At 34.8% G+C, this 12,843-nt stretch carries 9 protein-coding genes, 2 pseudogenes and 2 other annotated features; all 11 genes and pseudogenes read left to right on the top strand.

Translation table 11 applies throughout. From position 1 onward, the window contains the following. Positions 1-82 precede the first annotated feature (82 nt). The 11 genes and pseudogenes from ACXVYO_RS14590 to ACXVYO_RS14540 all read left to right on the top strand — a co-directional run bounded on the left by ACXVYO_RS14590 (position 83) and on the right by ACXVYO_RS14540 (position 12,711). A complete protein-coding gene (locus ACXVYO_RS14590; protein WP_458467582.1) occupies positions 83-703 on the top strand; it encodes a DUF4937 domain-containing protein in 621 nt (206 codons plus the stop codon). A gap of 186 nt (positions 704-889) precedes the next feature. Continuing rightward, entirely contained in the window at positions 890-1,597 is a 708-nt protein-coding gene (locus ACXVYO_RS14585; RefSeq protein WP_001222159.1) for a pseudouridine synthase, read from the top strand. A gap of 124 nt (positions 1,598-1,721) precedes the next feature. Then, positions 1,722-1,945 (top strand) — a binding site (T-box leader). Between the two features lie 37 nt (positions 1,946-1,982). Then, positions 1,983-2,206 (top strand) — a binding site (T-box leader). A gap of 44 nt (positions 2,207-2,250) precedes the next feature. Further along, complete coding sequence (thrS, locus tag ACXVYO_RS14580) at positions 2,251-4,170, top strand: threonine--tRNA ligase (RefSeq protein ID WP_458467581.1); 1,920 nt, start codon at positions 2,251-2,253, stop codon at positions 4,168-4,170. A gap of 252 nt (positions 4,171-4,422) precedes the next feature. After that, positions 4,423-5,190 carry an ABC transporter ATP-binding protein gene (locus ACXVYO_RS14575; RefSeq protein WP_000106430.1) on the top strand — a complete coding sequence of 256 codons (768 nt, stop codon included), beginning with the start codon at positions 4,423-4,425 and terminating at the stop codon, positions 5,188-5,190. Between the two features lie 12 nt (positions 5,191-5,202). Next, complete coding sequence (locus tag ACXVYO_RS14570; RefSeq protein ID WP_458467580.1) at positions 5,203-7,086, top strand: FtsX-like permease family protein; 1,884 nt, start codon at positions 5,203-5,205, stop codon at positions 7,084-7,086. A 273-nt stretch (positions 7,087-7,359) separates the two neighbouring features. After that, the gene (locus ACXVYO_RS14565) at positions 7,360-8,391 is read left to right on the top strand and encodes an alpha/beta hydrolase (RefSeq protein WP_458467579.1); all 1,032 of its coding nucleotides are present in this window, start codon (positions 7,360-7,362) and stop codon (positions 8,389-8,391) included. Between the two features lie 236 nt (positions 8,392-8,627). After that, on the top strand, positions 8,628-9,890 hold the full coding sequence (locus ACXVYO_RS14560) for an MFS transporter (RefSeq protein WP_458467578.1): 1,263 nt from the start codon (positions 8,628-8,630) through the stop codon (positions 9,888-9,890). A 54-nt stretch (positions 9,891-9,944) separates the two neighbouring features. Continuing rightward, positions 9,945-10,400, top strand: a pseudogene (locus ACXVYO_RS14555) (ABC transporter permease subunit); the annotation flags it as partial. Beyond that, positions 10,391-10,993, top strand: a pseudogene (locus ACXVYO_RS14550) (ABC transporter permease subunit); the annotation flags it as partial. The pseudogenes ACXVYO_RS14555 and ACXVYO_RS14550, both read left to right, overlap by 10 nt. Positions 10,994-11,110: 117 nt before the next feature. After that, positions 11,111-11,869: an alpha/beta fold hydrolase gene (locus ACXVYO_RS14545; RefSeq protein WP_458467577.1), complete on the top strand. Its 759-nt coding sequence runs from the start codon at positions 11,111-11,113 to the stop codon at positions 11,867-11,869. Further along, positions 11,866-12,711 (top strand): DUF2785 domain-containing protein, encoded by an 846-nt coding sequence (locus ACXVYO_RS14540; protein ID WP_458467576.1) that lies wholly within the window; start codon positions 11,866-11,868, stop codon positions 12,709-12,711. Before ACXVYO_RS14545 ends, ACXVYO_RS14540 begins: the two co-directional genes overlap by 4 nt. Positions 12,712-12,843: the final 132 nt, after the last annotated feature.

Here is a 12,843-nt window from a genome sequence, read left to right as displayed (position 1 = left end):
AGTATTAGGGGATTATAAAATTATTATGTAAACTAAGTGATGTGAGAAGAAAATATATTATATTCTAAAGGGGGAATTAAAAATGTTACTAAAAACAATCTACTGTAAAGTGGAAGAAGAGAAAAAAGAGTTATTTTCAATTGCACAAGAAAAATGGCGTGATATACAGCATCTAGATGGATTTCATGGACAATTTGGTGGATGGAATAAAGGTGAGGCATGTGTATTTACTTTATGGGAAGATCGAAGTGCATATCATTCATTTATGAATGGTGCACACGATACAATTTATGTAAATAGCAATCAAGCGGATACCTTTCTTTCATGTGAAATTGAATTGTTTCAAACGTTGTATGATATTACTGATATGTCTTTGAAAGACGTTGTTACAGAAGGGTCATTTGTAAGAGTTGCAATTTGTGATGTAAAACAACAGAGTGAAAAGCAATTTTTACATAAGCAAGAGGAAATTTGGAATAAAGGAATGAAAAAAGCAAAAGGGATGATAGGTGGAGTAGTTGGGAAGTCTTTAAAAACTGAAAATCGTTACACAGTGTTAACTTATTGGAAAGATGAAATGGCGCATCAAAATTATGTAGAAGAGATTTTCCCAGAGTTGTATAAACTAGCTAATATTCATGAGGATTTAAAAGATATAAGAGGTAAACAAGCTATATGTAAGGAAGAGTGGCTTGTATATTAAGTGTTCAAAACGTGCATAAATGAATGTATAATAAAGATATTTTCTTATAAACGAGTAATTAATAGAAGACGTTATATACCCTTTCATGTTAATATATTTAAGTTATAATAGAAGGCTTACCCTTTTGTATTGTACGGTAGAAGCAGTGTGAGCTTGAAATTTTGTTTAGAAAAGGATGTGCCTAATTTGCGTATCAATAAATTTATTAGTGAAGCTGGAAAAGCGTCTCGACGTGGAGCGGATAAATTAATTAATGAGAGAAGAGTAATTATTAACGGTAAGGTTGCAAAAATTGGTGACCAAGTCAATCCAGGTGATGATGTACGCGTAAATGGAGAGCAACTTCGTATTGCTCGAGATCACGTATATATTGCTTTAAATAAACCAGTAGGTATTACATGTACGAGTGAAAAAGCTGTAAAAGGTAACATTATCGATTTAGTGAATCATCCTTTACGAATTAGTCATATTGGACGTCTTGATAAAGACTCAGACGGTTTAATTTTGTTAACGAATGATGGTGATATCGTTAATGAAATTTTACGTGCTGAAAATAAACATGAGAAAGAATATATCGTTTCAGTAGATAAGCCAATTACACCTGATTTCTTAGAAAAAATGGCAGCTGGTGTGAAGATTTTAGGAACGAAAACACTTCCTTGTGAGATCACACAGTTATCAAAATATGAGTTCAATATTATTTTAACACAAGGGCTAAATCGCCAAATTCGTCGTATGTGTGAAGCTTTAGGTTATCAAGTATACACGTTAAAACGTACGAGAATTATGAATATTGAATTGAATAATTTACCTGTTGGACAGTGGAGAGATTTATCGAAGAAAGAGAAACGACGTCTATTTTCAGACTTAAATTACGAACCACAAGATTGGTAAAATTGAGAAGGGGAAACCAAAAATCTATTTTGGTTTCTTTTTTTATTAAATAAAAACACTTTTTTAAACACTTGCAATAATAAAATGAATAGGATATAGTAAATAACAATTAATGGATGTACTCATAAAAGCAAAGAAAAGGACACGAGTTATTTTGCCCGGTTATACAGAGAGGGAAGGAAAGCTGAGAACTTCCTAACGCAGAAAAATAACTTACCACCTTAGAGCTGCACTAGGGAAATTAAGTATCTAGTGCCGTGTAAGCGACGTTATCGCAAAAGAAGCCATTATGTTTTTTGTGATGGGAATCTGGGTGGAACCACGAATATAAGCATATTCGTCCCTAATTTTTAGGGATGAATATGCTTTTTTGCATTCAATTTCATAATAAGCGAAGAAAAGGACACGAGTTATTTTACCCGGTTATACAGAGAAGGAAGGAAAGCTGAGAACTTCCTAACGCAGAAAAATAACTTACCACCTTAGAGCTGCACTGGGGAAATTAAGTATCTAGTGCCGTGTAAACGACGTTACCGTAAAAGAAGCCATTGTATATTTTACAATGGGAATCTGGGTGGAACCACGGGTATAAGCACACTCGTCCCTATTTTAGGGATGAGTGTGCTTTTTATTATGAAATGGAGAGATGAAAAATGAAAGAACAAATGATTGAAATTAAATTTCCAGATGGTAGCGTTAAAGAATTTGCAAAAGGAATTACTTTAGAAGAAATTGCGGGATCCATTAGCAGTAGTTTGAAAAAGAAAGCAGTAGCGGGGAAAGTAAATAATCAGTTATATGATTTACGCCGAAATATTGAAGAAAATGCGGAAGTAGAAATCGTTACTATAGATTCTAATGAAGGGGTAGAAATTGCAAGACACTCTGCGGCACATATTTTAGCGCAAGCTGTAAAGAGAATGTATGGGAATGTAAACCTTGGTGTAGGACCGGTTATTGAAAATGGATTTTATTATGATATGGAACTTCCGCATAGTGTGAATGTAGAAGATTTGCCGAAAATCGAAAAAGAAATGAAAAAGATTATAAATGAAAATGTAAAAATAGAACGAGTTGAAGTCTCTCGAGAAGAGGCAAAAAAATTGTTTCAAGAAATAAATGATCACCTGAAATTAGAATTGTTAGAAGCGATCCCTAGTGGGGAAAGTGTAACACTATATAAGCAAGGTGAATTTGTAGATTTATGTAGAGGACCACATTTACCGTCAACAGGCTATTTGAAAGCATTCCAATTAACTCACGTTTCTGGTGCATATTGGCGAGGTGATAGTAACAATCAAGTGCTTCAGCGTATATATGGTGTTGCGTTCTCTTCTCAAAAAGAATTAGAAGAGTATTTACATTTCGTAGAAGAAGCAGCAAAAAGAAATCATCGTAAGTTAGGTAGTGAGCTAGAGTTATTTATGTTTTCAGAAGAGGCTCCGGGAATGCCATTTTATTTACCGAAAGGACAGATTATCCGAAATGAATTAGAAGCATTTTTAAGAGAAATTCAAAAAGAGTATAAGTATCAAGAAGTACGTACTCCGTTTATGATGAACCAAGAATTATGGGAGAAATCAGGACACTGGGGACATTACAAGGATAACATGTATTTCTCAGAGGTAGACAATAAAAGCTTTGCATTAAAACCGATGAACTGCCCAGGACATATGTTAATGTTCAAAAATAAATTACACTCTTATCGCGAATTGCCAATTCGTATGTGTGAGTTCGGCCAAGTACACCGACATGAATTTAGCGGGGCATTAAACGGATTATTAAGAGTTCGTACTTTCTGCCAAGATGATGCACATTTATTTGTAACTCCAGAACAAATTGAAGATGAAATTAAATCCGTAATGGCGCAAATTGATTACGTTTATAAAACTTTCGGATTCGAATATGAAGTAGAGCTTTCTACTCGTCCAGAAGATTCAATGGGTGATGATAAGTTATGGGAGCAAGCAGAGGCATCATTAGAAAATGTATTACATTCATTGGATTATAAATATAGACTAAATGAAGGTGACGGTGCATTTTACGGACCGAAAATAGATTTTCATATTAAAGACGCTTTAAATAGAAGTCATCAGTGCGGAACAATCCAGCTAGATTTCCAAATGCCAGAGAAGTTTGATTTAAATTATATAGATGAGAAGAATGAAAAGAGAAGACCAGTTGTTATTCACAGAGCAGTTTTAGGATCTTTAGACCGCTTCTTAGCAATATTAATTGAGCATTTTGGAGGTGCATTCCCGGCATGGGTGGCACCAGTTCAAGTAAAAGTCATTCCAGTTTCGAATGCAGTTCATGTACAATATGCAGATGAAGTTGCAGATAAATTAGCACAAGCTGGTGTTCGTGTAGAACGAGATATGCGAGAAGAAAAATTAGGATATAAAATAAGAGAAGCACAAATGCAAAAAGTTCCTTATGTTCTTGTTATTGGGGATAAGGAAATGGAAAACGGAGCTGTAAATGTACGTAAATATGGGGAAGACAAGTCAGAAGTGATTGAACTAGATGGGTTTGTGGAAAGTATGAAAGAGGAAATAAATAATCGGAAATAAAGTTTAAAAAGAAAACACACCAATTCAAAAGGGTGTGTTTTCTTTTTTACCTTACAAAAATGTAAGGTAAATGTAAGCGAAATCGAAGGAACGAGTTTTAGAAAAGTGAGAATATGAAGTAGGAAAAAGGTTTACATAACTCGTATAACCCTTTCTGATTGAAAAATTTAAAAAATCTTAAGGGTTTACATGAGAACAAGATAAGAAATATGTGAGAAATTCATTTTATACAAAAGGGATGGAGTGAAAGAGATGTCAACAAATGTAGTTACTGTAGAAAGTGTAGAAAAAACGTATGGGAAAAGAAATGAGAATCAGTCAAAAGCATTAAGGGGTGTGTCATTAAGTATTAAAGAAGGGGAATTCGTCGGGATTATGGGTCCTTCTGGTTCTGGAAAAACGACACTACTTAATGTGATAAGTACACTGGATCAAGCGACAGGTGGAAGTGTGACAATAGCTGGTACAAATATTACTTCTATGAAGGGGAATGCATTATCAGATTTTCGATCTCAAAAATTAGGGTTTATCTTTCAAGATTTCAACTTACTAGAAAACTTATCAATTTATGAAAATATCGCTTTACCACTTTCTTTGCAAGGCGTACCTTCAAGTGAGATTACTGGAAAGGTGAATGAGGTTGCGAAGAAATTAGGGATTACTGAAATTTTAACAAAATATCCAACTGCTGTTTCTGGTGGGCAAAAGCAAAGAACAGCGGCAGCTCGAGCTTTAGTACATAATCCAGCAATTGTATTAGCAGATGAACCGACAGGAGCGCTTGATAGTAAAAATGCAAAAAGCTTATTAGAGGCGATGCAAGATTTACATGAAAATCATAATGTAAGTATTTTGATGGTTACACACGATGCATTTAGTGCGAGTTATTGTGAACGTATTTTATTTATTCAAGATGGTCTTCTTTATAAAGAGTTAAAGCGTCAAGGAACGCGGGAAAGTTTCTATCAAGACATTTTAGGTGTGCTCGCTCATATGGGCTCAGCTGCAGAGTCTAAGTAGGGGGGCGAGACTATGTTATTCAAGTTATCACGTCATAGCATGAAAAAAATGTTAAAAGATTATATGGTTTTACTTATTGGTCTCGTTATTAGTATTAGTATTTTCTACATGTTCCAAACGATGGCGATGAATAGTGAATTTACGAAGGATAATAGTCTTATTAGTAGTATTAGACTCGTGTTTTGGGTAGGAGCAATACTATTATCTTTCATTACTGTATTTTATATTATATATGCTAATTCTTTCCTACTCACATTAAGAAGAAAAGAACTCGGTATGTACATGATGCTAGGTGCGAAAAAGAAAAAAGTAGCACAGTTATTATTTATTGAAACATTCGGTATGGGGATTGTTAGTATTATTATCGGGATTTTAGTAGGGATGTTACTTGCAAGTATAGCAGGAAACTTTTTAATGAATGGTATGGAGATTTCAGCGAAAGGTAGTTACTCATCTGTATATACACCAGCAATCTTAGTTACAGCTATTTTCTTCTTAATACTATTTTTTATTACTGGTTTAATGAATAGCATCCGACTATTACGTAAAACAGAACTAGAGTTAATTCGTGAAGATGAAACATTAGATGAAGTGAAGAAAAGTAAAACTCGCATTATTATAATGACAGTAATCGGTGTACTGCTAGTAAGTACAGGTTACTATTTTATGGTCAATATAAAAATGTTTGCTGAACTCGGTTTTATAATAGCGACAATCGTTACAACTCTTGGAACATATTTTATCTTTAGTTCATTGCTTCCATTTTTTGTGATGAAAATTAAAGGGAATAAAAAACGAAATGAAACGGGTTTAAATAGTTTTACATATGCACAGCTACGATTTCGAGTAAATAGTTTATCAAGAGTATTAGGTACTGTAGCGATGTTAATTGCATTAGGCGCAGGTGCGATGACAGCGGGTATGGCGTTCCAAAAAAATGTAGGTATTATGACAGACTTTTCTCGTGTATATGATGTCGTAATTCATGATCCAAATGATCAAGATACAGCGGCCTTAAAAGAAATGGAAATTGTGGAAGAAAGCAAATATAAGTATAAAGTAGATGGAGAAGCGGTTTATTATTTACGTAATGACTTAACTGCGAAACCACCACTTGTTTCCGATCATTTTGATACAAAAACTTTAAAAGAGCCTGCTCGTAAACGTGTGGCTGAACCTTTAACTGAACCTGTTTATTCTGCTTTGGAAGCTCCCGAAGCAGCGAATAAGCTTCCTCGTATGCCAAGGGATTGGGAAGATGCGGTTGTAAGAGAAATACAAATTACACATAATCAATTTAACGGAAAACCTGTAAGAATTGCTGATGAAGAACACTATAAAGCAGTTCAAGGAACGGAACATAGTGTTACATTAGCAAAAGTAGATGATATGAAAAAATATAAACCGTTGTTAATTGAAATAGACAAGAGACAAAAAGAACAAATTGAAAAAACAACAGGTACAAAAGTAGACTTATTTACAAAAATGACAATTTATCAGTTTATGAACAGTTTCATGAGTGGAACAATGTTCATGGGGTTTTTCCTTGGAATTGCCTTTTTAGCAATGATGGCAAGTTCACTAATGTTCAAAATATTAACAGGTGCTTCTCGTGATGTACGCCGTTATGAAATGTTACGAAAAATCGGTGTGAGACGTAGTATGTTAACGAAAAGTATTTATAAAGAAATTTCATATTTATTTATCTTCCCAGCGATTATTGGAATTTCCCACGTGTTAGTAGGGCTTAACTTATTTAGCTTTATACTAGTTGACCCGTTTGTAAAGGTGTGGGTGCCGATAGGGATTTTCTTAGTCATTTATTTCATTTATTACTGGATTACTGTCCAACTTTATAAAGGTATGGTAATGCCGAAAGAAGAAGTAGCGAAATAGTTTAAGAAAAAGAGTCCTTGTTTAGAAAACAAGGACTCTTTTCTATATTTGTAATACATTGTGAACGAGTCTTTCTACGAATGATGTATTGAAAATTAAGAAAATATTAAGAGTTTATATAGCGGAAAGTTAAGAAGTGTATGGGATATTAAGAATGTGCAAACGAGCAAGATGAAATTTGAGAGAGAAATTGTTATATATACATATTATTTTGAGGGAGTTTCACAGAATTAAATTGATGTTTTTATAAATTTAAAAGAAAGGGGACTACTTATGAAGAAGATAAAAAAATTAATAAAACTTATTGGTGCCATCACTACACTATTATTAATCGTTGCACTAATATTTCCTACATGGACCTCGCAAATAAAGGGGAAAAACAGTATAAGTACATTAGAGCAAGTAGAGATAAATGGAAGTGGTCATGAAATTATGATACGCGGCAAAGATAAGAACAATCCAGTTATTATTTTTGTACATGGTGGACCAGGAACTTCAGAAATACCGTATGCTCAAAAATACCAAAACTTATTGGAAGAGAATTTCACAGTTGTAAATTACGATCAAAGAGCGAGTGGGAAGTCGTATCATTTCTTTGAAGACTACTCGAATCTTACATCAGATCTTCTTGTAGCAGACTTATTAGTTATGACAGATTATGTTTCAAAACGTCTTGGTAAAGAAAAAGTAATATTGGTTGGTCATTCTTACGGGACATATATCGGAATGCAAGCTGCCAATAAAGCTCCTGAAAAATATGAAGCATATGTTGGCATTGGACAAATGAGTGATACAGTAGAAGGTGAGATGGATAGTTTAAAGTTTGTCATAGACCAAGCGGAAAATGCAGGCAATGAAGAGGAAGTTTCCTATTTAAATGGATTGACTGAAAAAATTAAAAATGGTGATACATACACTCCGCGGAATTATGTTGCGAAATATGGTGGAACATCAAGACTCATTGAAAATCCAGATGGTGATAACATCGGGATGTTACTCAGTAATGAATATAACTTGTTAGACGTAATTCGTTATAACGTTGGATTATCACATTCTCAGACTGTCTTATTAGAAAAAGATTTAAAGAATCCATTGCCTACTAAGGTGACTAAAATGAAGCTACCGCTTTATTTCCTTATGGGGAAATATGACTATAATACTTCATTTCATGCGGCAAAAACATATTTTGATACGATTGAAGCAGAGCAAAAAGAATTTATTACTTTTGAAAAATCCGCGCATTATCCGCAATTTGAAGAGAAAGAAAAATTTTATGAGTGGATGTGCGATACATTTGTAAAATAAATGAAGTGTATCCGAAGTTTAGAGAATTAACACAGTTAGCGAGACGTATCAAGATTTTGATGCATGGTATTAACTGAAGCGAAGTTATATAAAAAGACTCTTGTATAAATGACAAGAGTCTTTTTATAATGTTCTCGATACAGAAGGAAAAGATTGGATAATAGTCGAAAAATATAATATAACTTCCGAGAAATGACTAGAATAATAAAATTTTGTCGAGGGAAAGGATACGAAGTATGAAAGAAATGTTACAGTTATTTCGCAACAGGGTGTATGCACGTTTTTTTCTAGCAAATATTTTAGAGCGACTCGGTTCTATGATTGCTGGAGTTTCTTTAATGTTTTATTTGCTAGACCAATACGGAAAACAACCAGTTTACGCAACGATGACACAAATTATGATGGCATTACCTGCATTAATCTTTTTTCTATTAGTAGGGACAGTAGTGGATCGCTTTGATAGACAGCGTATATGCACGGTAAGTAACATATGTTGTTCGCTCTGTAATATCGGAATTCTAATTTCGCTTTATTACGGGATGATTATACTCGTCTTTATATTTTTATTTTTGGAAAATGCATGTATACAATTTTTCTCTCCATCAGAACAGTCGATGATACAGGGAGTAGTTGAATCCGACCAATACGGTGCAGCAGCAGGTGTGAATCAAATGGTGAATAGTTTGTATGCTTTGTTTGGTGTAGGAATTGCAACGATGGTGTACTGGACTTTTGGAATATACGGGAGTATTTTAGTAAATACGCTCACTTTTATTATGAGTGGTATTTTGATTCAAACGATCTCCATTCCAGAAAAAGTGCGTTTGCCAAACGGTAGAACAAAATGGAAAGAAGTTAATTTGAAAATGTTAATAACAGAGTTTCAAGAAGGGATCAAGTATATATATCAAAATGACACTTTAAAAAAATTACTTTTAGGATTTATCGTGTTTGGACTATTAAATGGTATTTTAAGCGTATCCACTACTTACATATTAAAATACAAATTAGCACCAACAACGTATGAAAGTTTAGCGATGGTGGGCGGTGTAGTTGGAGGAATTTCATTACTAATTGGAAGTATAGTAGCAACAAGTGTAGGGAAGAAATATGCACCCAAGCCTATTATTGTCTTTGGTATGGCAGGCTCAGGGGTCTTTTTCGGTATGTGTTACTTTGTAAACCACGTATGGTCTTTTTATGTATGTATCGCTTTTGCGACTTTCTTTTTACCATTTATTAATGTTGCAATTATGGGCTGGATGTATGAAATTGTAGAAGAATCATTCATGGGACGTGTTCAAAGTTTACTTAGTCCATTAACGACAGGATTCCAGCTGTTATCTCTCGGTGCGATAGCGATGTTGTTCCCGAAATGGATTCGTGCAGATACATTGTTTATTATTTTATTTGGTTTATTATTTTTTGTTACGTGTTTATATCAAACCATTTTACCTAGTGGGAAGAAACAGGTGCAAAGTATAGCTGAAGAAATGTAATAAATGCGGTTTTTGATTTCTGAATATTCTATCGGATAGTAAGGGGAAATCGTTATGTTGATGCGAATTGCTAAATGGTGTGGAGTTACTTGTTTACAACTAGTAGCTTCCATTTTATGTATAATATACCTAAGCGCGCTACCGCGTTTATTTAAGGGATTGCAAATTGATTTAATCGGTTTTTGGAATACGATTGTCTTTCTTGGAGGGAAGATACTTCAACCGGGTGAAATTACATATGGATTTCGAGACTCAAGAAAATTATTTCCGCAAATATGGATTCATTATTTTGAAACGATGATTGTATTTCTAACAGCGTTTTTACTATCTTTGCTTATAGCGTATATACTTGTCGTAATTATGTTTCAAAAAACAGGATTTATGCCGGTCAAACTGGCTGGATTAGGGGAAGAAAGGATACGTTTGTTACCAATTATATGTCTTACAATACCAACAACATTATTGTTTATTAAACTGTTGTTATTACGGTTTAAAGAAGAATTAATGAAGTTTTAACGTTTGATAGTGGAGCAGAAGTTGTGCCGTTGTATTTGCGTGTGGCATTTCAAATTATAGTTCTTGTATGTCTTGCTGTACCAACGGTTATGTTGTATGTAGCGCAAGAAGTAAAGCGTATTAAGAAAGAAGAATTTATGTTGGCAGCTACTGTGCTCGGCGGAAGTAAGTGGCATAGGTTGAAGCGCCATACATGGCCGCATATGTTACCATCATTTCTTTTATTAGTAGCTCAACAATTTGTGAGTACTTTATTACTTCTTTTACACCTTGGTTTGTTGCAATTATTTTTTGGTGGAACTATAACCTTCAGTGGAATGGATCCAGATAGTGTAACAAAAGAATGGACGGGCCTAATTGGTCAAAACTTCCGTCACTTAACTACACATACATGGATTGTACTTATACCAATTGCTTTTTATAGTATGACAATATTGGCGGGGAATTTAGTAAGTAATAGTATGCAAGATGCGATTAAACTAGGGAATGTAAGAATATCTAAGAACAAGGATAAAGAAATGAAGGAAGAGAAACAAATACAGCATACTGTGAATGATTTTTCTTTCTATATAGAGATACAAAAATAAAGAGAGATAGCTGAAGTTACAAAATGAAAAACAGTAAAATTATAAAAATATATAATAATCAAATTATTGTAGGGATATCGATAGCATAAAGCCTATAATTGAACTGGGTGATTAAAAGTGACTAAACAAAATAAAAAGATAATTGATATATGTGATAACTATAGACTATTAAATAAATATTCACGTAACAGTATTCCAAGTGTAATCTTCATAGCAGGGTTAGGCGATAGCTATGAAACATGGAATAAAGTCCAAGATCGAATATCGCAAAAAACATCAACCTTTTCCTATAACAGGTCGGGTATTGGCAGGGGGCAAGTCACATCCATTCCGACGACTTGCTATGATCTAGTCGAGGAGCTCAACGAATTGTTGCTAGCGCTTGAAGTGGAGAAGCCCTATATATTGGTGGGACATTCTTTTGGTGGTTTGGTCGCTAGATTATATGCCAGCCTTTATCCACTGAACATCTGCGGTATGATTTTGGTTGACGCTGTACCGGAATATAAAGAACTTGCCTATGAAAAGGTTCTACCCGAAAATCTGCTTGCAAGAAATAGGGAATATTACGAGAATCCTATGTTGAATAGTGAGAAGATTGATAAAATACAAAGTTATAAGCAAATCGTTGATCATTCAAAGCAAAGTAACCTCCCTCTTGTAATTATTACAAGAGGTTTACCTGACAATGTTGAAGAGGGATGGCCATCTCAAGAAATATTGGAAATTGAGCAAAGACTCCAAGCAGAATTCCAATGGCTATCAACGTCAAGCAAGTACCGGATTGCTAGTCGAAGTGGACATTATATTCATCATGATGAGCCAGAAGTTGTTATAGAGGAGATTATGTTAATGTTGAAGGAGATGGGGAAATGAGCGATACAAGGACTAAATTGATGCTGAATTTGCAAAGAATTGAGAAGGATGAGTATCAGTTACGCGAAGGTGAGCAGCATCAAGATTTCTTACCTTTGTTACTTCAATATATTGGAGATCCTCAGCCAGAATTACGGGATAACCTGATTTATTCGATGTTTTATATGTGGATTAGAGAAGAGAATAGATTCAGTGAAGAGGAATTACGAAGCCTCTTAACTGTTCTGACTGATGAGAACCATTTGTTCTACAGTATTGGTAGCGAGGATGATCAGTCAGTTTTTACAAGGACGTTCTCTGCTTTACCTATCGCTTTGATTGTGCAACGTCACAGACAGAATCCATTTTTTAATCAAGCGGAAATTGAGCAATTAATACATGCGATGCTCCGTTATTATAAAGAGGAGAAGGATCTGCGAGGTTACATTTCAGTAGGAGGCTGGGCTCACAGCGCGTCTCATGGTGCGGATGTTTTTGTCGAGCTGGTGCAGTGCGAGGAGAGTAGCGTCGCAATGCTGCGTGAGGTTCTTGTCGCTATTTCTGGCATGCTTCATAATGGTAGACACATTTTTAGCGATGAGGATGATGAGCGGTTGGTAAACATCGTGGATACGATGATTGACAAAGAGTTACTTCCACATCAAGAAATCGCTGATTGGATTAGCGGCTTAGCGCAATGCTGCAATTTGCCGAGAAGTCGTAGTCAGGTGATTGCTCGCGTGAATAGCAAAAATTTTTTACGCAGTCTCTATTTCAGAAGGGGAAAAGATAGCCGAGGGAATGAGCTTAACACTGTCATACTTAGTACTGAGGCAATTTTGAACAGGTTTTCTTTCAGTTAAAGGGTTAGAGGGGCCGTCCCAAAAGCCATGGAAAATTGGCTGAGGGATTTTGCCCCTTTTTATGTCAAGAAAAACAAAAAGAAACCATCCATTGGTAAAATGGAAGTACCACCCAACACGCACAAAAGGAGA

Source organism: Bacillus sp. BC08, assembly GCF_054326875.1.
This window is presented reverse-complemented; position numbering and strand designations above follow the sequence as displayed.